The organism is Variovorax sp. R-27, assembly GCF_049913215.1.
Classification (GTDB): Bacteria; Pseudomonadota; Gammaproteobacteria; order Burkholderiales; family Burkholderiaceae_C; genus Variovorax.
In genome coordinates this window covers 4,925,181-4,947,772 of record NZ_CP183984.1, presented here as the reverse complement: position 1 = coordinate 4,947,772, position 22,592 = coordinate 4,925,181, and the positions used below count along the sequence as shown (strand labels likewise).

The following is a 22,592-nucleotide window of genomic DNA, read 5'->3' as shown; positions in this document are numbered from 1 at the left end:
CTCTATTGACCTGCGCGCGCAGCACGAGGCAACAGAGCCTTGATGCGCTGGCGAAGCAGCGCGGGCGTCACGGTCGGAGTCATTTGCAGCACGGCCATACAACGGTCCATTCGACCCGGTCGTGCAAGCAGCGCCTCGGCGGCCTTGGTGAGATCGGTGTCGATGCTGTTGCCGTAGGCGCGGCTGGCTTTGCTCGTTGCTCGACGCAACAGTGCCGCCCCGGGTTTCATCATGGCCAGGTCGATGATGTCGCGGCTGAAGACGCTGTCGTCGGCCCAACGGTCCGAGTTTGCGAGCAACTTGCTCGTTGCCATGTCGAGCGGCGTAAGGGTCGCGATGTCGCCGACTCGGTCCTCTGCTCCCGGCAATTCAAGTTCGATGCGCGCTTCGAGAACGATTTCAAACTTGATCTCGGTGTTGTCTACGCGAACCGACGATCGAATGCCGTATTGATCGGCGCGAAGTTCAGCCGATTGCTGAATCTCGGAGCCTTGGCGTGCGAGTGCGCCGAGGCCTTGATTCCTCGTCAGCAGTTGGCGCAGTTGGCGATAGCCATCGATGTCGGATACGAGGAAGTCGATGTCCACGGACTCGCGGTACTCGCCGTAGCGAAGCGCGATAGCCGTGCCTCCGCCGAAGAAGCAATGGCTTTGGGCGAGCAGGTTTGCGTCGAGTGAGGCCAGCACCTGAGCGACGCGTTGATGGTGTGGCCGTTCAAACATGCAATGGCTTCCTGCCAAGGGTGCGCGCCAGGTCTTCCAACAAGTCGCGCTCTTTGGCGTCCAGTGCGGATGTGTCGACATGGCGCCAGTTGCGCTCGTAGGTTCCCCATGCTTCTTCGGGCGTGAGTTCGGTGGTCGGGGCCAATTGCCAGGCAAGTCGGCGCAACTGGGGGTAATCGGCAATTCGAATGCCCCCTGGGAGCGGCGCAAGGGCTGGCGGCTCAGTGGACATCACCACATCGACGTCGAGACCCAATGCTCCCAGCGCATTCATATAGGCGCCCATCGTGACCGAAGGTTCTCCGCGCTCGATCCTGTGCAGCGTCATGCGAGACACGCCCGCTGCCTCTGCGGCGGTGGTGGCGCTGACCTTCAACGCCTTGCGGTGTGCATGAATGCGGCTGCCGAGCGTTGCGAGGCGCCGGTCTGCTGTGGCTGTGGTGGGCGGGGAAGTGGAGGGCATTATGTCTCCCATGTTAGACAAATTTGAAAATTTGTCCAAAATGAGTGACATCAAGCGCTATCTTTCAGCCCAGCCGCTCGACCACAAAGTCCACAAAGGTCCGCAGCTTCGCACTCGGCCGCGCTTCCGGCAGCCGCATGATGTGCACCTGTCGCGTGGGCAGTTCCCAGTCGGGCAACAGCTGTACCACCTGGCCCGATGCGAGTGCAGGTCCGAGCAGCGCATCGGCCTGCACGATCACACCCACGCCGGCCATGGCTGCGGCCAGCAGCGCCTGCCCGTTGTTGGTGGTGAGCGGGCCGCGCACCGGCACGTGCACCGTCTCGCCCTTGCGTGTGAAGCGCCATGAATGGTTCGGCCCCCAGGTCGCGAAGCCCAGCAGCGGAAAGGCCTCCAGGTCGGACGGGTGCTTCGGCTGCCCGTGGCGCGCGACCCACGCGGGGCTGGCGACGGCATACATGCGCGCCAGCGCGAGCGGTCTTGCAATGAGCCGCTCGTCGACCGCGGCGCCCGAGCGGATGCCGCAGTCGAAGCCCTCCTCCGCGAGATCGACCACGCGGTCGTTGAGGCTCAAGTCGACCTTCACCTGCGGGTAGGCGGCGATGTAGTCGCCGATCACCGGCGTGAGCCGGTGCGCGCCGTAGGCCACGGGCGCGGTGACGCGCAGCACGCCCTGGGGCATGGCGCGCAGCGACTCGGCCACGCCGTCGGCGGTGTGCACGCTGGCCAGCACGTCGCGGCAGCGCTCGAGGTAGGCGGCGCCGATCTCGGTGAGCGAGTGGCGGCGCGTGGTGCGCTCCAGCAGGCGGGCGCCAAGCTGCTCTTCGAGCGCGCGGATGTGCTTGCCGACCATTACTGCCGACAGGTCGAGCGCCTCGGCGGCAGCGGCGAAGCTGCCTGCATCCACCGTGGCCACGAAGACTTCCATGGCGCGGAGCTTGTCCATATTGAGAATCCAGAGTTTCGAATGACCGAACCAGATGGCAATTTATCAAATCAATGGTTCGTAAAACAATAGCCGCTTGTTGAGTCACTTTTGGCGAGGTTCTCCATGAAGGTTCTTGTTGTGGGCGCGACGGGCGCAATTGGCAGTGCGGTGGCTCAGACGCTGGCTGAGCGCGGTCACGAGGTGATTCGCGCAGGCCGCACGCGCGGCGACTACCAGGTCGACATCACGAGCGATGCGAGCGTCGAGGCGCTGTATGCGGCGGTGGGACGCGTCGATGCCATCGTGTCGGCGGCGGGCGGGCTGTTCTTCGGGCCGCTGAATGAAATGCGGCCGGCCGACTTCAACGTCGGCCTGCAGGACAAGCTGCTCGGCCAGGTGCGGCTCGCGTTGCTGGGCCAGCATGTGCTGACCGATGGTGGCTCGATCACGCTGACCACGGGCATCGTGGCGGACGAGCCGATCCGCCAGGGCGCGAATGCCACGGCCGTCAATGCGGCGGTCGAGGGTTTCGTGCGCGGCGCGGCGATCGAGTTACCGCGCGGCATCCGCATCAACGTGGTGAGCCCGACGGTGCTGACCGAATCGCTGCCGCTGTACGGGTCGTTCTTTCCCGGATTCGAGTCGGTGTCGGCGGCGAAGGCTGCGCAGGCCTATGTTCGCAGCATCGAAGGGCCGCAGACGGGGCGCGTGTATCGCGTGTGGCAATGAGAGTGCGTGCGTTGCTTGGGGGCGTGTCGCTCGCGTTCGTGGCGGCGATGGCTTCGGCTGCGCCGGCCGGGGTGCAGGCCTTGCCGGACGACTGGTATCCGGAAAGCGTCGCCATCGGCCCGGACGGCTCGTTCTACGTCGGCAGCTGGCGCGAGGGCGCGGTCGCGCGCCTGAAGCCGGGTGTCGCGCCGAAGGCCGAGGTGCTCGTGAAGCCAGGCGCCAATGGTCTGGCGAACGGGCAGGGCGTGCTGGTCGATGCGAAGCGTCGGGCGCTGTGGGTCTGCTCGGGCAGCAGCGGCTTCACCACCGTGCCGCAGACGCCGAGCGCACTCAAGCGCTACGACCTGGCCACGGGCGCGCCGCGCGCGAGCTATGCAATGCCCGACAGCGGCTACTGCAACGACCTCGCGCAGGACGCACGCGGCAATCTCTACGTGACCGACTCCTACCACCCGCGCGTGCTGAAGCTCGCACCGGGCGCTGCCGCGCTCACGGTGTGGAAGGAAGACCCGGCGCTGGCCGGACCGGGCCCCTACAAGGGCCTGAACGGCATCGCCATCGATGGCGGACGCGATGTCTATGTGAGCCTCGTGGCGGCGGCTCCTTACGTGCTGCGCATCGGCCTGGGCACCGGCGGCAACGCCGGCGAGGTCACGCGCATCGAGGCGCCGCGTGTGCTGAAGAACGTCGACGCAATCCGCGCCTGGAAGCCCGGCCGGCTCGTGCTGTTCGAGAGCAATGCCTTCGGCGAAGGCCCCTACGGTGGCCAGATCACGGTGGCGCGTGTCGACGGCACGAAGCTCGGCCTGCAGACGGTAGTGACAGGGCTCAACGACCCCTCGTCGGGCGCGGTGCGGGGCGATCGCGTCTACTTCATCGAATCGAAGTACGCGCTGCTGACCAAGCGCAAGGACGGCGACGGGCCCGTGCCGACCGGCGTGCCCTTCGACATCCAGTCGCGTGCGCTGCCGCCGCGGTGAGTGCGTTCCGCATATAGCACTCATATGCGCATGGAAATTGCGGTGCAGCGGGGCTGGATTACCCTCCGCACCCACGATGAAAAAAGCCTACCGCGCCTCCCTCCTGCGATTCGACGCCGCCGGCCAGCCCGTTTTCGATGAAGACGGCCTGCTGGTCGTGGCCCCCGACAGCACCGGCCGCCAGCGCGTGCTCGATGCGGGCAGCCATGGCGCCGTCGCGCCGCGCCACCCCGGCGCCCACGTGACCCATCTGCCGGGGCGCATCCTCGCGCCGGGCTTCGTGGACATGCACATCCACTATCCGCAGACCGACATCATCGGTTCGCCCTCGCCGGGCTTGCTGCCCTGGCTCGAGAACTACACCTTCCCTGCCGAAAGCAAATTCGCAGACCCCGCGCATTCGAACGAAGTGGCGGACGTGTTCTTCGGTGAACTGCTGCGCAACGGCGTCACTACCTCATTGACCTTCGCGACTTCGCATGTGGCCTCGGTCGATGCCTTCTTCGAAGGCGCGCAGCGCCGCGGCCTGCGCATGATGACCGGCAAGGTGCTGCAGGACCGAAATTCGCCCGACGGCGTGCGCGATGAAACCGAGCAGAGCCTGATCGACTCCGAAGCGCTGATCCGCAAGTGGCACAACGTCGACCGGCTGGGCTATGCCATCACGCCGCGCTTTGCACCCGCGAGCACCGATGCCCAGATGCGCGGTGCGAGCGAGTTGGCCGCCAAATACGCCGACACCTGGATCCAGTCGCACGTGGCGGAGAACCGCGACGAAGTGAGCTGGGTGCGCGAGTTGTACCCCAAGGCGCGCTCGTATCTCGACGTGTACGCCGGCTTCGGCCTGATGCGCGAGCGCGCCGTGTACGCCCACTGCATCTACCTCGACGACGCCGACCGCGCCCTGCTGCGCGAGACGAAGACGGCGGCGGCCGTGAGCCCGACGAGCAACCTGTTCCTCGGCAGCGGCTTCTTCGACTTCGGCGCGGCCGACCGCGTGGGCTATCCGTACGGCCTGGCCAGCGACGTGGGCGGCGGCACCAGCTTCAGCCCCTTCCACACCATGATGGCCGCCTACTACGTCGGCCGTGAAGGCCAGACCAAGACCGGCCTGAGCATCGCGCCTTCCGAACTCTGGTGGCGCCACACCGGCGGCGCGGCGCGCGCGCTGGGGCTCGATGGTGTGGTCGGAAACCTGCAGCCGGGCTGCGAGGCCGATTTCCTGGTGCTCAACCCGGCGGCCACGCCGCTGCTGGCGCGCAAGACGAAGCTGGCGAGCACGCTGGAAGAAATGCTCTTCGCCATGATCGTGCTGGGCGATGACCGCCTGGTCGAGCGCACGGTGATTTCGCAGGCGCTGTAGCACCCGGGGCGGCGGGGAGGGCAGTGGCGCATGCCACAATTCGCGCCATCTCCCCCGCAGCAGCAGTAGCGACCGCATATGAGCATCAAGAGCGACAAATGGATCCGGCGCATGGCCGAAAACGAAGGAATGATCGCGCCCTTCGAGCCCGGTCAGGTGCGCGAGAGCGACGGCCACAAGATCATCAGCTACGGCACCTCCAGCTACGGCTACGACATCCGGTGCGCGCCTGAATTCAAGGTTTTCACCAACATCCACAGCACCGTGGTCGACCCGAAGAATTTCGACGAGAAGAGCTTCGTCGACATGCACGGCGACTACTGCATCATTCCGCCCAACAGCTTCGCGCTGGCGCGCACCGTCGAATATTTCCGCATCCCGCGCAACGTGCTCACCATCTGCCTCGGCAAGAGCACCTATGCGCGCTGCGGCATCATCGTCAACGTCACGCCCTTCGAGCCCGAGTGGGAAGGCTACGTGACACTCGAATTCAGCAACACCACGCCTCTGCCCGCCAAGATCTACGCGGGCGAAGGCTGTGCGCAGGTGCTGTTCTTCGAGAGCGACGAGGTCTGCGAGACCAGCTACAAGGACCGCGGCGGCAAGTACCAGGGCCAACGCGGCGTTACGTTGCCAAAAACCTGACGAAACACCAGGCCGTCTGCTGACGGCCGGTTACCCCGGAGGGCGCCGGGGCAAGTACCATCCTGCGACCGCCGGCAAATCCTCCTGCAATGGCCGGCAAGGAGACTGCGATGAGATGGGAAGGCAACGAACAATCGGACAACGTCGAAGACCGCCGCGGTGAAGGTGGCGGTGGTGGCGGGGGCGGCGGCTTCATCGGCGGTCGCGGCATCGGCATCGGCACCATCGCGGTCGCGCTGATCGCGGGCTGGGTCTTCGGCATCAACCCGCTCACGGTACTGAGCCTGCTCAGCGGTGGCGGCGGTCCGGCCCCGATGCAGCAACAGCAACAGGGGCCCGCACCCAAGCCACCGTCCGGCGACCGCGAGGCGGCCTTCGTCTCCACCGTGCTCAAGAACACCGAAGTGGTCTGGACGGGCATCTTCAAGCAGAACGGCGGCACGTACCACGCACCCCGGCTCGTGCTGTTCCGCAATGCCACGCCCACGGCCTGCGGTACCGGGCAATCGGCCATGGGCCCGTTCTACTGCCCTGGCGACCAGAAGGTCTACATCGATCTCGGCTTCTACGACACGCTGAAGAACCAGCTCGGCGCGCCGGGCGAGTTTGCGCAGGCGTACGTCATCGCGCATGAGGTCGGCCATCACGTGCAGGACGAACTCGGCATCACCGCCAAGGTCGACGGCATGCGCAGCCGCCTGAGCCAGACACAGAACAACGCGATGAGCGTGCGCGTCGAACTGCAGGCCGACTGCTTCGCGGGTGTGTGGGCACACCATTCGCAAGAGTCGAAGAAGTGGCTCGACCCGGGCGACATCGAGGCCGCCATGAACGCCGCGCAGAAGATCGGCGACGACGCCCTGCAGCGTTCCGCAGGCCGTGCAGTGGTGCCCGACAGCTTCACCCACGGCTCGAGCGCGCAGCGCCAACGGTGGTTCGGCGCGGGTTATCAAAGCGGCGATATCAAGTCCTGCGACACCTTCAATGCGCGTAGCCTCTGAGCTGCATCGTCTTGAAGGGCCTGCCAGCGCTGGGTTGGTTGCTATCTAATAAATAGCAATTCCGCTGGCGCGGGCGTTGTCATGCCACCGTCACTGCCGTTTTTTGCGGCAATGCGACAATAGCGGGCTCAATGACAAGCTCCTTCTCCAATCTATCGCTGGCGGAACCGCTGGCGCGCGCCGTAGCCGAAATGGGCTACGAGACCATGACACCGATCCAGGAGCAGGCCATTCCGGTCGTGCTCGCGGGCCAGGATGTGATGGGCGCCGCCCAGACCGGCACCGGCAAGACGGCGGCGTTTTCGCTCCCGCTGCTGCAGCGCATGCTCAAGCATGAAAACGCCTCGACCTCGCCCGCGCGGCATCCGGTCCGGGCTCTTGTGCTGCTGCCCACGCGTGAACTGGCCGACCAGGTCGCGCAGCAGGTCAAGCTGTACGCCAAGTACACCAACCTGCGCAGCACGGTGGTGTTCGGCGGCATCGACATGAAGCCGCAGACGCTGGAACTGAAGAAGGGCGTCGAGGTGCTGGTCGCTACGCCGGGCCGTCTGCTCGATCACATCGAAGCCAAGAACGCGGTGCTCAACCAGGTCGAATACGTCGTGCTCGACGAAGCCGACCGCATGCTCGACATCGGCTTCCTGCCCGACCTGCAGCGCATCCTGAGCTACCTGCCCAAGCAGCGTACTACGCTGCTGTTCTCGGCCACGTTCTCGCCCGAAATCAAGCGACTGGCCGGCAGCTACCTGCAGAACCCCGTCACCATCGAAGTGGCGCGGCCGAACGAAACGGCCTCCACCGTCGAGCAGCATTTCTACAGCGTGGCCGACGACGACAAGCGCCGCGCGCTCAAGCAGATCGTGCAGCAGCGCGGCATCACGCAGGCTTTCGTGTTCGTCAACAGCAAGCTCGGCTGCGCGCGCCTCGCACGCTCGCTGGAGCGCGATGGCCTGCGTACCACCGCACTGCATGGCGACAAGAGCCAGGACGAACGCCTGAAGGCGCTCGCCTCGTTCAAGGCCGGCGAAGTCGACCTGCTCGTGTGCACCGACGTCGCGGCCCGTGGCCTCGACATCAAGGACGTGCCGGCGGTCTTCAACTTCGACATTCCGTTCAACGCCGAAGACTACGTGCACCGCATCGGCCGCACGGGCCGCGCCGGCGCCTCGGGCCTGGCCGTGAGCTTTGCCAGCGGCGGCAACGATGCGCGCCTGGTGGCCGACATCGAGAAGCTGATCAAGAAGAAGATCGAGCTCGAACCCGTCGAGTTCGAAGAAGACCGCCCGCGCGGCCGCATCAACGACGGACGCCGCCACTGGCGCGAAGAAGGCGAAGCCGGCGACGCACGCGACGTGCTCGACCAGCCGCGCGAACGCCGCGAGGCCGAAGCCCGCCGCGGCGGTGGACGTCCGCACCGCGCACCGTCGGCACCGCGCGATCCGTTCTTCGACAAGCCTTACGAAGCCGGCGAGCCCGATGCCACACCGGCATGGGAAGCCGCCGCCAAGGCTGCAACGCCCGCACGCGGCATCTCCAGCAACATCAAGACCAAGCGCAAGGTCGCCGCTCTGTTCAAGAGCGCCGAGCCGAGCTGATCCAGGCGTGTAGAGGCGGCATCAGCCGCCTCGGTTCAGCGCCAGCCGCGGTGCCATCCGTATTGCGGGTGGTGCCAGCCCCAGCCGTAGCGCGGGTGGTAGGCCCACACGAAGCCGACACCGGGCGACACATACGTGGGTGCCACATAGGCCACGCCCGGAGGCGCTGAGTACACGGGGGCTGCCGGTGCGACCACGCAGCCGGTCAGGACTGCTGCCAGCGCGGCGGCGGACAAGGCAAGAACAGGGAATCTCATGGCAAAGCTCCTGGGATGAGTTGTTGTCGGTATGAACAACCAACGTCCCGTGGCATCGCCGGATGACGGCCTTTACCCAGGCTACACAGTGTCACCACCGTGTTGTCATCCTTTCAAAACGCTTGCATCTAGATCACGTTGAAATGATGCGTGCCGTCGCGCCCTAGCTGCGCCACCAGGCCGTACTCCCAATCGAGATAAGCCTGCATCGCTTCGGCCGGCGCGTCGGTGCCTTCGTAGGGCCGGCGATAGCGATCAGTGCGCGCGGTGGCCAGTCGTGTCTCGCCGGTCTCCGCGTCGAGGCCTGCGGCGAACCATGCCGCGTTGCCGCCGGTCAGCACCAGCACCTCGATATCGCCCTTGCCGCGCGCATCGAGCAGCGCGCGCAGGTCGGCCGCGGCATATCGGGCGAGCAGGCTGCTGCCGCAGGTCAGCACATAGCGCTGCGCCGGTGGAATGACCGCATCGAGGGCCTGCGCAAGTTGCGCGCGGATTACATACCAGGCGCCGGGAATGTGGCGCTTCACGTAGTTCGCGCTCGTCGTCACGTCGATCACCGCGGTGCCGGGTTGCTCCAGCAACGCCGCCAGTTCCTTCGGCGCGAGCTCGCCCACAACGGCCGCAACCGGCGGGTATGAGCTCGGCGGTGCCGAGGTCTCGATGAAGTCCGCAGCCGTTGGCACGACCTCCGGCACGTAGACCTCCCACCCCATCTGCGCAAGCCACGACGCGCTCATCGAAGCCCGCACGCCATCGTCGTCCGCCAGCACGATGCGCGCGCCGCGCACGGGCACCTGGTGATCGGTTTCCTGCACAAGTTGCCCGCCGGGCGCACTGGCAAAGCCGGGCAGGTGGCCCGCCGCATATTCCTCGGGCGTGCGCACGTCGAAGCGGTACACGGTGCGTCCCGGCGCTTCGAGCGTCTGCAGTGCGCCGAGCGCGATGCGGCGCACGCCAGCCAGATCGGCCACGCGTTTTGCATCGGCCCGCGCCTGTGCGCGATGCGTTTGCGACACCACGGCAGGCGCCTGCCGGTCGGCACCATGGTCCAGCACCTGCCCCGCAAGCTTCCAACCGATCGTGCCGTTGCGCAGCGCAGCCACCGGGTTCGGAATGCCCGCGTTCACCAGCGACTGCGTACCGATGATGCTGCGTGTGCGTCCTGCGCAATTGACGATCACCTGCGTCGAAGGATCAGGCGCCAGCTCGCGCACGCGCAGCACGAGCTCCGCGCCCGGCACGCTGGTGGCCGAGGGAATGCTCATCGTCTGGTACTCGTCGAAGCGGCGCGCATCGAGCACCACCACGTTGGCCTTCGCATCGACCAGCGCCTTCACCTCGGGCGCGGACAGCGAAGGTGTGTGCCGCTCGTGCTCGACCAGTTCGCCGAAGGACTTGCTCGGCACGTTCACGTCACGGAACAACTCGCCGCCCGCGCGCCGCCAGCCTTCGAGGCCGCCTTCGAGCAGATGCAAGTTCGTGTAGCCCAGCGCAGCCAATGTCTTCGCGGCCAGCGGCGCAAGGTCGACACCGCCGTGCTCGCCGTACAGCACGATCAGCGTGTCGCGCCGCGGAATGCGCCGCCACGCTTCGATCTCGATGCGCGACAGCGGCAGGTTCGCAGCCCACAGCGGATGCTCCTGTGCGAACGGATCTTCCTCGCGCACGTCGAGCAGGGCGGTTTCGTCGCGGGCGATGAGCCGCTCGCGCACGGCGGCGAATGAAAGAACGGGAAAGGAGGCAGTCGTCATACGGTGTTCGAGGATGCGAGTTCAGCGGAGCGGTCCCACAGGTTGGGCAGCAGCGCGTTGGAGTATCCGGAGACAAAGGGCTTGCGGCCGCCCTCCGTCGGGTAAGTATGCCGCCGCACGGCGCCGATGTTCGCGCCGTACACGTGGATGCTGATCGACACGCGATCCGCATGCGCGTTGTGCACGCGGTGGAGGTCGCCGATGGTGGGCGACACGGCTTCCACGTCGCCAGCGTCGAGCCGCACCGCCTCGCCCTGCGACTGCGCATTGCCCTGCGCATCGAGCGCATAGCCCTGGCTGTACTCCGCGCCGCGCAGCATGCCGATCAACCCCCACACCGTGTGGTCGTGCACCGGCGTGGCCTGTCCCGGCCCCCACACGAAGCTCACGACCGAAAAGCGCTCGGTGCTGTCCGCGTGCAGCAGAAATTGCCGATAGCGCACAGGGTCGGGCTGGGCAAAGGCCTCGGGCAGCCAGTCGTCGCGCGCAACCAGCGTGCGCAGCAACGCGCCGCCTTCAGAAAGAATGCGGGGCTCGTCAGGCGCGCTGTCGAGCAGCCGGCCGAAGGCGCCGACGAATTCGCGCAGGGGCGCCAAGGTGGCGATCACGCCGGGCGCTTCCAGACGCTGGTGTCGGTAATCGCGCGCACATCCACCCGCACCGGCAGGATGCCGTCGCGCGCCGAGCGGTCGGCTACGGCCTGCAGCGCGACGATGTCGGCTTCGCTCACCGGCCGGCCTGCCACCGAAGCCCGCGCGGTGATGATGCGCGACGACTCGATCGGCAGCCGCGTGAGCTGGCTGTAGGCTTGTGCGTAGGCTTCGGGGTTGGCCAGCGCCCAGTCGCCCGCGCGGCCCAGCCGGTCGAGAAACTGCACGATGGCCGCGCGCCTGGCCGGGTCGGCCAGCGAATGTTCGCTCGCGGTGATGAAGCCCAGGGCAGTGTTGATTCCGCGCCCGTCGCGCAGGATGCGTCCGCCTTGCTGCACGGCGATGGTGTAGTACGGATCGAAGATGGCCCACGCGTCGATCTGCTTCGAGGCGAAGGCGGCGGCTGCGTCTGTCGGCAGCACGAACTTCACCGTTACCTCTTCGCGCCGCACGCCGGCTTCTTCGAGTGCGCCGTACAGCTGGTACTGCGAGATGCTGCCGCGCGCCGACGACACGATCACCGTCTTGCCGCGCAGGTCCGCAACGCTGCGCAGCGGCGAATCGGGCTGCACGACGATGCCCAGCGAGTCGGCCTTGCCGACGCGCGTGGCGACGATCTTCAGCGGCGTCTTGCCCACGGCCGCGGCCAGCACGGGCAGGTCGCCGGCCATGGCTGTGTCGACTGCCGCGCTGCGCTGCGCCTCGAACAACGGTGCCGCCCCCTGGAAGTTGGCCCAGCGGTAGGCGAACGGCGCGCCTTCGAGGGTGCGCGAGGCCTCGAAGAGCGAGCGCAGGCCACCGGCCTGGTCGCCAAGCACCAACGTCGTCTGTTGCGGCTGCGCCCACACGCGCAGCGAGCCAGCGGCGGCCAGCGAGAGCGCGGTGCCTTGCTTCAGCCAACTGCGGCGGGAAGCCCTGGAAAACAGCAGGTCGGTCATGCAGCGGCTCCCGTCGAGAGCAAAGCGCGCCTGCCCGCGGCCACCAGGATCGCATCGTTCTGCGGCGTGTGGATGCGGCTGCACAGCACGTCGCGGTAGTGCCGCTCCAGCGGGTTCTGCCGCGTGAGGCCGTGGTTGCCGCTGAGCTGCAGCGCCAGCTCCACCGCGCGGATTGCGTTGCCTGTCAGCGTGTACTTGAGCAGGCCGCTGTCGGCGGCAGGTTGCGCATGGCCGCGATCGACGGCGGCAGTTGCGTCGTCGAGCAGCACCCGGTTGGTTCGCAGCAGCGCCTCGATCTCGCCCACATGCTCCTGCACGCGCGGCAGGCTGGCCAGCGGCGCGCCGAGGCTGCCAGGGGCGCGCTGGTTCAGGAAGCCGACCAGCCAGTCGCGTGCGGCCGTGGCCACGGCGTCGTAGAGGCTGCCGAGCAGCACCGTCATCCACGCCTGCTGCGTGGCATGGGCGTCGATATCGGTCTGGCTGCCTGCATCGGGCGCCCAGTCGGCCGGCGCGCGAAGGTCCACTGCATGGTCGAGATCGATGGCGACGTCTTCGAACACCACCTCGTGGCTGCCCGAGGCGCGCAGGCCCAGATGGTCCCAGCTCGCGATCACGCGCACGCCGGGCGCGTTGCGCGGCACCAGGAACACGCCGGTGCGCGGGGCGGCTTCATCATCCTCATCGGTACGAGCCCACACGGCGAGCCAGCTCAGGCCCTCGATGCCGGTGGTGTAGAGCTTGTGGCCGTCGATCTTCCAGCCGCTGCCGTCGCGCCGCGCGACCGTGCCGGGCAGGCCGCCGCGGGCCGGCGAGCCGAGCGCGGGCTCCACGCGCAGCGCGTTGATCAGCGCGCCGTTTGCGACTGCATCCCGCGCCACGCGTTCGCGCAGATGCGGTGGCCAGCGGCTGTCGATGCGCGTCAGTGCGTGGTGTTGCAGATAGGTCATCGTGAGAATCAGCGCCGTGGCCGGCTCGCCCCGCGCCACGGCCGAGATCACGCGCCGTGCCGTCGCCAGCGTGGCACCGCCGCCGCCGTGCTCGGCGGGCGCGACCAGCCCGATGAGTCCATGCGCCTGCAGTGCCTCAAAGTTCTCGCGCGGAAAAGCGCCGCTGCGGTCGTGGTCGGCCGCGGTGGCTGCGAACTGGGCCGACAGGCGCGCCAGCACGGAGGCATCGACGGTGGAAGGCGGGGAGGGGTGTTCAGGCGTGGCCGGCGTGCGGCGCAAGGGGAGTGCACTCATGGTTCCCGCACGGTACCGGGCCGCCCGGCGCGGGAAAACGACGCATCCCGCATATGCAAACTCGTTTTTCTGCGTTCGCTTCCGTGGGGCGTCTGGTTACGGTTCGGTGCATGAAACCAGACTTTCCTTTGGGCAGGCGTCGTCTGCTGCAAGCCGCCGCGGCGTTGGCCGCGACCGGCACAGCAGGCTGGGCGCAGGCGGCCACGCCCTCGCGCGACCTGTCCGGCGTCACGCTGCGCGTGGGCACCTACAAGGGCCTCTGGCGCCCGCTGCTCGCGGCTTCGGGCCAAGCCAACACGCCCTACAAGATCGACTGGCGCGAGCTCAACAACGGCGTGCTGCACATCGAGGCCATCAACGGCGATGCGCTCGACCTGGGTTCGGGCAGCGAGATTCCGCCGGTGTTCGCGGCGCGACAGAAGTCCAGCGTGAAGCTGGTGGCCGTCACGCATGAAGACCTGAACAACCAGGCCACGCTGGCGCGCAAGGACGCACCGATCCGCACCATCGCCGACTTCAAGGGCAAGCGCGTGGGCTACGTGCGCGCCACCACCTCGCACTACTACCTGGCCAAGCAGCTGGCCGAAGCGGGCCTGTCGTTCAGCGACATCCAGGCCGTGAGCCTCACCCCGTCGGACGGCCTCTCGGCCTTCGCGCGCGGCGACCTCGATGCCTGGGCCATCTACGGCTACAACGGCCAGCTGGCGCGCACGCAGTACGGCGCCCGCGTCATCAAGACCGGCGTGGGGTATCTCTCGGGCAACTTTCCGATCTACGCCAACCCGCGCGCTCTCGACGATGCGTTGCGCCGCGCCGCGCTGAGCGACCTGCTGCAGCGCCTGCAACGCTCGTTCGCGTGGATCAACGGCAACTTCCTGGCCTATGCCCGCGCGCAGTCGGCCGAAACGCGCGTGCCCGTCGGCGACATCGTCGAGCTCTTCAACGGCCGCAGCGGCGACTACAGCCTCGGCCCCGTCAGCGATGCCGTGGTGCGCAGCCACCAGGACGTGGCCGACACCTTCCTGAAGATCGGCGTGCTCGACGGTCCGGCCGACGTCAAGCCGCTGTGGGACCGCAGCTTCGAGAACGCGCTGCGCCTGCCCGCTGCCTGACATCCACCCCCCATTCATATTCAAACAAGGACAACACCATGAGCCAGCAACACCAAGACGGCGTCGAATTCATCGGCATGATCCAGGGCCAGAAGGTCTCGGAGATCCACGCGGCCAAGGGCCCCTCGCTCGACCGCGACTACGTGCGCGCCTTCGCGCAGGCCCACGAAACGGCCGGCTTCGACCGCGTGCTGGTGCCGCACCACTCGACCAGCCCCGACGCCACGCTCACGGTGGCCTACGCCGCCTCGGTGACGCAGCGCATCCACTTCATGCTCGCGCACCGCCCTGGCTTCGTGGCACCCACGCTGGCGGCGCGGCAGTTCGCCTCGCTCGACCAGTTCAGCGGCGGCCGGCTCGGCGTGCACTACATCTCGGGCGGCTCCGACGAAGAGCAGCGCCGCGACGGCGACTGGCTCGACCACGACCAGCGCTACGCCCGCACCGACGAATATCTCGAAGTGCTGCACAAGGTGTGGACGGCCGAGAAGCCCTTCGACCACGAAGGCGCGCACTACCGCTTCCAGAACGCGTTCTCCGAAGTGAAGCCGCTGCAGACGCGCAACGGCAAGCCGCACGTGCCGGTGTACTTCGGCGGCGCTTCCGAGGCTGCGATTCCGGTCGCCGGCAAGTACGCCGACGTGTACGCGCTGTGGGGCGAATCGCTCGACCAGGCGCGCGAGCTGACCACGCGCGTGCGCGCTGAAGCGGCCAGGCACGGGCGCAGCGTGCGCTTCTCGGTGTCGTTCCGTCCGATCCTGGCGCAGACCGAAGAAGCCGCATGGGCGCGCGCCGAGAACATCCTGGCAGAGACCAAGCGCCTGCGCGTGGTGCAGGGCTACAACCGCGGCGGTCCGCAGCAGAGCGAAGGCGCCAAGCGCCTGCTGGCCGCGGCTGAGAAAGGCTCGCGGCTCGACAAGCGGCTGTGGACCGCGGTCGCGCAGGAAATCGGCGGCCGCTCGAACAGCACCGCGCTGGTCGGCACGCCCGAGCAGGTGGCCGATGCGCTGCTCGACTACTACGACCTGGGCGTGACCACTTTCCTGATCCGCGGCTTCGACCCGCTGGAAGACGCTCTGGACTACGGGCGCGAGCTGATTCCGCGTACGCGCGAACTGGTGGCGCAACGTGCGCAGGCACAACGCAAGGCGGCCTGAGTCATGAGCGCTGTTCTCTCCATCGACCGCAACGCCCCCCAGCCGCTGAAGCTCAACCCGAACCCGCAGCAGAAGTACTGGTTCGACCCCATCCCGCCGCGCACCACCGTGCAGGCCGAGCGCCGCCATCGGCAGGAGCGCCTGGCCGGCGCCTTCCGCCTGTTCGCGCGCTTCGGCTTCGCGCAGGGCCTGGCCGGCCACATCACGGCGCGCGACCCTGAGCTGAGCGACCACTTCTGGGTCAACCCGCTGGGCATCCATTTCTCGCGCATCAAGGTCTCCGACCTGCTGCTCGTCAATTCGAAGGGCGAGACCGTCATTGGCGACAGGCCGCTCAACAAGGCCGCCTTTGCCATTCATGCTGCCATCCACGAGCACAACCCGAAGATCGTTGCCGCCGCCCACACGCATTCGACCTACGGCAAGGCCTGGTCCACGCTGGGCCGCAAGCTCGACACCATCACGCAGGACAGCTGCGTGTTCCACGAAGACGTGGCGCTGTTCGACGACTTCACCGGCATGGTGGTCGACACCAGCGAGGGCGACCGCATCGCTCACGCGCTGGGCGACAAGAAGGGCGCCATCCTCAAGAACCACGGCATCCTGACCGCAGGCCCCACGGTGGAGGCCGCCGCGTGGTGGTACATCGCGCTCGACAACGCCTGCCACACACAACTGCTGGCCGAAGCCGCCGGCAAACCGCAGCCCATCGACGAGGCCACCGCGCGCCACACGCACAGCCAGATCGGCGGGCCCGAAGGCGCCATCCATTCTTTCGACAGCCTCTATGAGGGCCTGGTCGAAGCCGAGCCCGAACTGCTGCTGTAACGCGACGACGATGAACCCAACCCTCTCCCGCCGCAGCGTGCTGCGCGCCGGCGGTGCTGCCGCCGTGGTCGCCTCGGGTGGCCTGATCGCTTCGCGGGCCTTCTCGCAGCAGGCGCGCAAGCTCACCTTCGCCTGGAACGCCGCAGCCTTCTGCCTCTCGCCCGTGGTGGTGGCGCAGGAGCGCGGCTACTTCGAGCGCAACGGCCTGCAGGTCGACCTCATCAACTACACCGGCTCCACCGACCAACTGCTGGAGTCGCTGGCCACCGCCAAGGCCGATGCGGCCGTGGGCATGATCCACCGCTGGCTCAAGCCGCTCGAATCGGGCTTCGACGTGAAGATCGTCGGCAGCTCGCACGGCGGCTGCGTGCGGCTGGTGGGCGCGAAGAGCGCGGGCGTTACCAACCTGGCGAGCCTCAAGGGCAAGACCATCGGCGTGTCCGACATCGCGAGCCCGGGCAAGAACTTCTTCTCGATCCTGCTCACGAAAAATGGCATCGATGCCGACAAGGACGTCACCTGGCGCCAGTACCCGGCCGACCTGCTCGACATCGCGGTGAAGAAGGGCGAGATCCAGGCCATTGCCGACGGCGACCCCAACATCTACCTGATCGAGAAGCGCAACCAGGGCGCCTACGTGGAGGTGGCGAGCAACCTCTCGGGCGAATACAAGGACAAGGTCTGCTGCATCGTCGGCGCGCGCGGCGAGCTCGTGCGCAAGGACAAGGCCACTGTTGCCTCGCTGGTGCGCGCCATCGCGCAGGCCTCCGACTACGTGGCCGAGAACCCGAACGAGTCGGCCAAGCTCTTCGCCAAGTATTCGCCCAACGTCGCGGTGGAAGACCTGCGCGCCTTGCTCGGCACGCTCACGCACAACCACCATCCGCTGGGCCGCAACCTGCGCGACGAAGTCGAGTTCTATGCGCGCGATTTCCGAGGCGTGGGCGTGCTCAAGAAGAGCACGGACCCGGTGCGCTTCGCCGAGCATGTTTCTTTCGATCCGCTGGCATGAAGCCCGGCATCAACAAATCCATGACCCACAGTTCACGTCGCCAGTTTCTCGTTCAAGGCACCACCGCAGCCGCCGCCATCGCATTGCCCGGCTGGGCCTCCGCACAGGGCCGCCCGGTGCTCAAGGCCGGCGACCAGAAGGGGGGCCTGCGCGCGCTGCTCGAAGCAGCGGGCGGACTCGAAGGCCTGGGCTACGACATCCAGTGGTCGGAGTTCCCGGCCGCTGCGCCGTTGGCCGAGGCTCTCAATGCCGCTGCGGTCGATTCCGGCCCCATCGGCGATGCGCCGCTGATCTTCGCGCTGGCCGCGGGCACGCGCGTGAAAGCCATCGGCGCGAACCGCTCCGACTCCTACGGCACGGCAGTGCTCGTGCGGCCCGATTCACCGCTGAAGACCGCTGCCGACCTCAAGGGGAAAAGCGTCGCGACCAATCGCGGCTCCATCGGCCACTACATCACGCTCAAGGCCATCACTGCGGCCGGCCTCAAGCCCGAGGACGTGAACCTGCGCTTCCTCGCGCCGGCGGATGCCAAGCTCGCGCTCACGCAGGGCTCGGTCGATGCCTGGGCCACGTGGGAGCCCTACACCGCACTGGCCGAGGTCAGCCACCATGCACGCGTGCTGGTCAGTGGGCGAGGGCTGCTGCCGGGCCTGAGCTACCTCGCGGCGACCGACAGCGCCATCGCGGCCAAGCGGCCGGTGCTGCAAGACTTCCTGCAGCGCGTGGTGAAGGCCCAGATCTGGTCATACCGCAACGTCGACGCCTACTCGGCCGCGCTGGCGCGCATCATCGGCATTCCGCCCGAAGCCGCGAAGCTGCAGTTCGAACGCCGCCAGCAGAAGTGGGTGCCCATCGACGCGCAGGTCATCGCCGACCAGCAGGGCACCGCAGACTTCTACCGGCAGGTCGGACTCATCAAGCAGCCGCTTGATGTGAAGGGCACTTTCGACACGGGCTTCGGGGTAGCGGCTGGCTAGTGATGCCCGGCTGCAGATGCGCCGGCTTTCACCGAATGCTCTGCCGCGGAGGCCGTAACGGCCGCGGTGCCCGTTTCGAGCGAGCACCATGCTGCCGAAGGTTTGCCCGCCTCCAGCGAACACCATGCTGCTGCGGGTTTGCCTGCCTCGAGCGAACACCACGCTGCTGAAGCCTTGCCCGTCTCGAGCGAACACCATGCTGCCGAAGGGTTGCCGGCCTCCGCCGAACACCACGCTGCTGCAGGCTTGCCTGCCTCAAGCGAGCACCATGCGGCCACATCCTTGGCTGCCTCGTGTCGGGGCGCGGGCGCAGGCTCGCCGAATTCCTCGACGGTCAGGCGCTGCATCTCCAGGAAGGCTGCTTGCAGCGCCTGGGCATCTTCCTCGCCGCGCAGGCCGAGGTACGGAAAGTGGTGCAGGAAATAGCCGAAAGTGGTTTCGCAATCGGCTGCGTACTTTCTCGTGTCGAGGATGTGCATGTGCCAGAAGCGGTCGACGTCCTGCTCTGGAGCGAGCGTCAGGTCGGGGTGCTTGGCGTGCAGTATCAGGTAGCGCTTGTAGGCCACCTCCATCTGATCCGCGTAGGCTGCCGACCAGCCGTAGCCGTCCTCCTTGCGGCAGGCCTTGAACTTGATCGGTGTGAGGTCGAGCGCATTGATCGCGGTGATCGTCTGCTCCAGTGTCTTGCCTTGAGTGGAATGAACCATGAATGCTCCTGTTGAGTTGCTGGAAGGTCCGAGCGAACGTGCCCGGTGAAGATTGCTCCGAAGGTTCGGCCGTCAGACCACTACCGATGGGGCAAATTGGTTGCGCAGGTGATGCGCCATGAAATCGCGCGCCTCGTCGGCGGGTACGGGCTTGCACAGCCAATAGCCCTGGGCCTCGTCGCATCCGTGGCTGCGCAGGTAGTCGAGCTGGGCTGTGGTCTCGATGCCCTCGGCCACCACCTTCATCCGCAGTCCGTGGGCCAGGGTGATGATTCCGTCGATGAGCGCTCGTGCGTCGGGGTCTTGCGAAAGGTCGTTGATGAAGGAGCGGTCGATCTTGACCGTCGACAGCGGGAAGTGCTTCAAGTAAGAGAGCGAGGAATAGCCCGTTCCGAAATCGTCGATGGCGAGCCTGACGCCCATGTCCCGAATCGTCCGGAGCAATTTCGCCGCATGCTCGGGGTTCGCCATCACCGCGCCTTCGGTGATTTCCAGCTCCAGCAGCGACGGCTCCAGGCCCGAGGTTTCCAGGACGGCCCGTATGTCGGCGATGAGCGTGCGGCTTTCGAATTGGCGCGGCGACAGATTGACGCTCACCAGCACCGCGGGCAAACCGTATTTCTGCCACGAACGCGAATCGGCGCAGGCCCTCTCCAGCGCCCACTTGCCCATGGACACGATCAAGCCGATCTCTTCGGCGATCGGAATGAACTGCATCGGCGGAATCATGCCCAGAACCGGATGGTGCCAGCGCATAAGCGCCTCGACACCGACGATGCGCTGGGTCTGCAGATCCATCTTCGGCTGGTAATACATTTCCAGCTCGCCACGTTCCAGGGCATGGCGCAGCGCGCTTTCCAGCATCAGCTGCTCGGTACTCTGCGCATTCATCTTCGCTGCGTAGAACCGGTAGGTGTTGCGGCCCTTTTCCTTGGCGCGGTACATCGCCGTGTCGGCATTTTTCAAGAGCGCTTCGGCATCGGCGCCGTTCTCCGGATAGACGCTCACGCCAACGCTTGCGCTGACGTGCAGTTCGCGCCCCTCGATCACGAAAGGCTCGGCGCAGCAGGCCAGCACCTTTTCGGCGAGCACCTCGGCATCTTTCGGGCCGGACAGGTTCTCCAGCACCAGCACGAACTCATCGCCGCCAAAACGCGCCACGACATCGGTATCGCGCAGCAGCGCCGTGAAGCGCTCGCCGCAGATCTTGATCATCTCGTCGCCCACACCGTGGCCCAGCGTGTCGTTGATGTGCTTGAAGCGATCCAGGTCGACGAACATCACCGCGAACTGCCTCTGATGGCGGTTGCTGCGCCTGATGGCACGGGCAAGCTCGTGCTGCAGCGCGGCGCGATTGAGCAACCCGGTCAGTTCGTCGTGGCTGGCAATGAAGCGAAGGCTCCGCTCGGCCCGCTTGCGTTGCTTGTACTGGGCGATCTGCAAGGCGATCACACGCAGCGACTCCAGCGTCTCTGCGTCGGCAACGTACGGATTGGAGCCAAAGAGTTCCAGTGCCGTGGTCGCATCGGCGGAGGCCATCGGCACGATGAGGCCGACGGTCAGCCCGGCCTGGTGGGCCATCGTATCGCGCGTGAAATGGCTCGGAGCCGCCAGCGTGTCGATTCGCACAACGCCACCGATCCCCCAGGCGCGACCCAGCGAACCTTCGCTGGGCCGGTAGGTGAGCGACCGGCTGGCGCTGACGAATCGCTGCACCGCCGGGTCGTTGTCGGCATGCCAGGCCGCGGCACAGCGAGCCAGGCCGTCGTCGCCAACGCTCCACAACGCGCCGCAGTCCCAGCGCAGGTCGGTGCATACCGCCTCCAGCGCCAGCGCGATCACCGTCTCGGTCCTGCCGTCACCGGCAAGCAGCCGGGCGATCTTGTATTCGAGCTTCTGGCGCAACGCATCCTTGCGCGGCTGCGTGGCGTCGCGCACGGTGCCGCGCACCAATCTCTTGCCTTCATCTTCGGCCGATTGCGCGATGACGTGGAGCCAGCGTTCGGTGCCATCGGGCAGGCACAGACGATGCTCGAATTCGCTGCGTTCCGTGGACCGGGATGCCATTGCGATGCGCTGTTCGACCGCGAAACGCTCTGCGGGCGGAATGCGCAAGAGCAGCGTGGGCAGGTCCGGCGGCAAGGGGCCCGCCTCGAAGCCCAGGATGCGCCGGGCTTCTTCGGAGCATTGCAGGGCTCCGGTTTCGGGATCGAGGATCCAGCTGCCCAGGCTTGCCAGGTGCTGGGCCTCCTCCAGCTGCCGTTCGCTCCTGCGCAGGTGGCTGGTCATCCGGTTCGCCAGGACCTGGGCCCGGCTGCGTGCGGTGGTCAACGAAAAGACGATGCCGGCAAGCAGCATGCTGGTGGCCAGGCCACCAAGGACGATGAGCCACGGGATGGTCTTGTCGAGCGGGCCGAAGACCTGGTTTTCGTCCTGGCCGACTTCCACCAGCCAGGAGTGCCCGCCCAACTCGAAGCCGAGCACGCGCTCGAGGCTGTGCGCCGGTGCGGCAGCGGGTTTCGCCCGGGACGCGCTGTCGAACAGCAATTGCCGCTCGCCGAATGGGGTTGGCGTTACAAACCTGGTCTCCACGCGCGTCCCGATCGCCCCCTTACCCGGCCCGGCATCGATCAGGCGCAACCGGAACGTCCTCGCGGCATCGGTACCGACCACGTCGCTCAGCATCCCTGCGATGCTGAAGCCCGCGCCAACCGAACCGATGTAGGCACTGCGCCGCTGCTCGAGCGTATCGAGCGGTTGCCTCGGGCGATAGACCGGCAGCCGCATCGCCAATCCAATGTCGGACTCGCGACCCGGGAGGCGGACCTTGCGGCCGGACATGACGAGCCCGCCGGTGTCGCGCCCCTGCTCGAGCGCGTTTCCTCTGTCGGGCATCGCGCCCAGGTCATTGCCGAGCAGCTTCTCGTTGCCGCCCTGTGGTTCGACGTAGATCAGCGGGTAGTACGTGTCCCGCCCACCGGGCGGCTTGATGGCGAAGCCGGAGGCAACGCCGGCGTCGAGGCCGGCATCACCGCGGACTCGTTCCTCGAAGGCCTGCTTGTCGTTGGCCGCGACGCGGGGCGCATAGTTGACAGCCTGGAAACCGGGGTAGGCGCTCGCCAGGTTCAGCCCCGCGACGTAGTCCCTGAAGTCGCTCCGCGTCACGGCATCGGAGGTGTTGAATCGCGCACGCAGGCCGATCAGGACGGCGATGTAGTCGTCGAAGCGGGCCTCGACCTTGCGAGCCAGATCGAAGGCGGCTGCGTCGAAGCGCGTCTGGGCACTACGCCCGATCTCCTGGTGGGCGGAGACACCGAGGGCGATCGACAGCGCCGTGCCGGCCACGAAAATTACCAGCGGCAAGCGAATCCTGACCCAGACGGACACTGACATCGGATTTGATCCTGTCGTTGGTACAGGCCGGTTAGCTCTGTGTGCAGTGGTGCGGCACGGCAGAGAACGCAGCAGGTTGCTTCGTTGCCGCAATATATATGGCTGGCGAGAGGGCGTCACGCAATTCGTTACAACAATAACAG

21 protein-coding genes are annotated in these 22,592 nt (G+C 66.9%); 11 read left to right on the top strand and 10 right to left on the bottom strand.

The window, feature by feature from the left end:
• Nucleotides 1-2: 2 nt before the first annotated feature.
• From ACN9MV_RS23245 to ACN9MV_RS23235, 3 genes are all read right to left on the bottom strand, one after another.
• On the bottom strand, nt 3-722 hold the full coding sequence (locus ACN9MV_RS23245) for a nucleotidyl transferase AbiEii/AbiGii toxin family protein (RefSeq protein WP_093179579.1): 720 nt from the start codon (nt 720-722) through the stop codon (nt 3-5).
• On the bottom strand, nt 715-1,185 hold the full coding sequence (locus ACN9MV_RS23240; protein ID WP_093058539.1) for a helix-turn-helix domain-containing protein: 471 nt from the start codon (nt 1,183-1,185) through the stop codon (nt 715-717). Before ACN9MV_RS23240 ends, ACN9MV_RS23245 begins: the two co-directional genes overlap by 8 nt.
• 64 nt (nt 1,186-1,249) lie before the next feature.
• The gene (locus ACN9MV_RS23235) at nt 1,250-2,131 is read right to left on the bottom strand and encodes a LysR family transcriptional regulator (RefSeq protein WP_426389681.1); all 882 of its coding nucleotides are present in this window, start codon (nt 2,129-2,131) and stop codon (nt 1,250-1,252) included.
• A 105-nt stretch (nt 2,132-2,236) separates the two neighbouring features.
• On the opposite strand from ACN9MV_RS23235, the gene ACN9MV_RS23230 reads away from it, so the two are divergent.
• The 6 genes from ACN9MV_RS23230 to ACN9MV_RS23205 all read left to right on the top strand — a co-directional run bounded on the left by ACN9MV_RS23230 (nt 2,237) and on the right by ACN9MV_RS23205 (nt 8,426).
• Complete coding sequence (locus tag ACN9MV_RS23230) at nt 2,237-2,842, top strand: short chain dehydrogenase (protein ID WP_426389680.1); 606 nt, start codon at nt 2,237-2,239, stop codon at nt 2,840-2,842.
• A complete protein-coding gene (locus tag ACN9MV_RS23225) occupies nt 2,839-3,822 on the top strand; it encodes a hypothetical protein (RefSeq protein ID WP_426389678.1) in 984 nt (327 codons plus the stop codon). The genes ACN9MV_RS23230 and ACN9MV_RS23225 overlap by 4 nt, the downstream gene beginning before the upstream one ends.
• A 76-nt stretch (nt 3,823-3,898) precedes the next feature.
• Nucleotides 3,899-5,185 (top strand): guanine deaminase, encoded by a 1,287-nt coding sequence (gene guaD / locus ACN9MV_RS23220; protein ID WP_426389677.1) that lies wholly within the window; start codon nt 3,899-3,901, stop codon nt 5,183-5,185.
• A 78-nt stretch (nt 5,186-5,263) separates the two neighbouring features.
• Nucleotides 5,264-5,830, top strand: a complete 567-nt coding sequence (gene dcd / locus ACN9MV_RS23215; RefSeq protein ID WP_426389676.1) for a dCTP deaminase — start codon at nt 5,264-5,266, stop codon at nt 5,828-5,830.
• Nucleotides 5,831-5,940: 110 nt separating this feature from the next.
• On the top strand, nt 5,941-6,831 hold the full coding sequence (ypfJ, locus tag ACN9MV_RS23210) for a KPN_02809 family neutral zinc metallopeptidase (RefSeq protein WP_426389675.1): 891 nt from the start codon (nt 5,941-5,943) through the stop codon (nt 6,829-6,831).
• Nucleotides 6,832-6,962: 131 nt separating this feature from the next.
• Complete coding sequence (locus tag ACN9MV_RS23205) at nt 6,963-8,426, top strand: DEAD/DEAH box helicase (RefSeq protein WP_093080851.1); 1,464 nt, start codon at nt 6,963-6,965, stop codon at nt 8,424-8,426.
• A gap of 35 nt (nt 8,427-8,461) precedes the next feature.
• On the opposite strand, the gene ACN9MV_RS23200 is transcribed toward ACN9MV_RS23205, so the two are convergent.
• From ACN9MV_RS23200 to ACN9MV_RS23180, 5 genes are all read right to left on the bottom strand, one after another.
• Nucleotides 8,462-8,683 carry a hypothetical protein gene (locus ACN9MV_RS23200; RefSeq protein WP_093080849.1) on the bottom strand — a complete coding sequence of 74 codons (222 nt, stop codon included), beginning with the start codon at nt 8,681-8,683 and terminating at the stop codon, nt 8,462-8,464.
• A gap of 128 nt (nt 8,684-8,811) precedes the next feature.
• The gene (locus tag ACN9MV_RS23195; protein WP_426389674.1) at nt 8,812-10,434 is read right to left on the bottom strand and encodes a rhodanese-related sulfurtransferase; all 1,623 of its coding nucleotides are present in this window, start codon (nt 10,432-10,434) and stop codon (nt 8,812-8,814) included.
• Nucleotides 10,431-11,042 (bottom strand): cysteine dioxygenase, encoded by a 612-nt coding sequence (locus tag ACN9MV_RS23190; protein WP_093179589.1) that lies wholly within the window; start codon nt 11,040-11,042, stop codon nt 10,431-10,433. Before ACN9MV_RS23190 ends, ACN9MV_RS23195 begins: the two co-directional genes overlap by 4 nt.
• Nucleotides 11,039-12,022, bottom strand: coding sequence for an ABC transporter substrate-binding protein (locus ACN9MV_RS23185; protein ID WP_097198531.1), 984 nt, complete (start codon nt 12,020-12,022; stop codon nt 11,039-11,041). The genes ACN9MV_RS23190 and ACN9MV_RS23185 overlap by 4 nt, the downstream gene beginning before the upstream one ends.
• Nucleotides 12,019-13,263, bottom strand: coding sequence for an acyl-CoA dehydrogenase family protein (locus ACN9MV_RS23180; RefSeq protein WP_426389672.1), 1,245 nt, complete (start codon nt 13,261-13,263; stop codon nt 12,019-12,021). Before ACN9MV_RS23180 ends, ACN9MV_RS23185 begins: the two co-directional genes overlap by 4 nt.
• Before the next feature lie 110 nt (nt 13,264-13,373).
• On the opposite strand from ACN9MV_RS23180, the gene ACN9MV_RS23175 reads away from it, so the two are divergent.
• Genes ACN9MV_RS23175 through ACN9MV_RS23155 form a run of 5 tightly spaced genes read left to right on the top strand, consistent with a single transcriptional unit; the run spans nt 13,374 to nt 18,349 of the window.
• Nucleotides 13,374-14,375 (top strand): ABC transporter substrate-binding protein, encoded by a 1,002-nt coding sequence (locus tag ACN9MV_RS23175; protein WP_426389671.1) that lies wholly within the window; start codon nt 13,374-13,376, stop codon nt 14,373-14,375.
• A 38-nt stretch (nt 14,376-14,413) separates the two neighbouring features.
• A complete protein-coding gene (locus ACN9MV_RS23170) occupies nt 14,414-15,532 on the top strand; it encodes an LLM class flavin-dependent oxidoreductase (RefSeq protein WP_307617649.1) in 1,119 nt (372 codons plus the stop codon).
• Between the two features lie 3 nt (nt 15,533-15,535).
• Nucleotides 15,536-16,360, top strand: a complete 825-nt coding sequence (locus ACN9MV_RS23165; RefSeq protein ID WP_093080831.1) for a class II aldolase/adducin family protein — start codon at nt 15,536-15,538, stop codon at nt 16,358-16,360.
• A 10-nt stretch (nt 16,361-16,370) separates the two neighbouring features.
• On the top strand, nt 16,371-17,372 hold the full coding sequence (locus ACN9MV_RS23160; RefSeq protein ID WP_426389670.1) for an ABC transporter substrate-binding protein: 1,002 nt from the start codon (nt 16,371-16,373) through the stop codon (nt 17,370-17,372).
• A gap of 20 nt (nt 17,373-17,392) precedes the next feature.
• On the top strand, nt 17,393-18,349 hold the full coding sequence (locus ACN9MV_RS23155) for an ABC transporter substrate-binding protein (protein WP_177142479.1): 957 nt from the start codon (nt 17,393-17,395) through the stop codon (nt 18,347-18,349).
• Here the strand turns inward: ACN9MV_RS23155 and ACN9MV_RS23150 are convergent.
• On the bottom strand, nt 18,346-19,056 hold the full coding sequence (locus tag ACN9MV_RS23150) for a glycine-rich domain-containing protein (protein WP_426389669.1): 711 nt from the start codon (nt 19,054-19,056) through the stop codon (nt 18,346-18,348). The two genes, ACN9MV_RS23155 and ACN9MV_RS23150, sit on opposite strands and share 4 nt — an antisense overlap.
• A gap of 72 nt (nt 19,057-19,128) precedes the next feature.
• Nucleotides 19,129-22,449: a bifunctional diguanylate cyclase/phosphodiesterase gene (locus ACN9MV_RS23145; protein WP_426389668.1), complete on the bottom strand. Its 3,321-nt coding sequence runs from the start codon at nt 22,447-22,449 to the stop codon at nt 19,129-19,131.
• Nucleotides 22,450-22,592 lie beyond the last annotated feature (143 nt).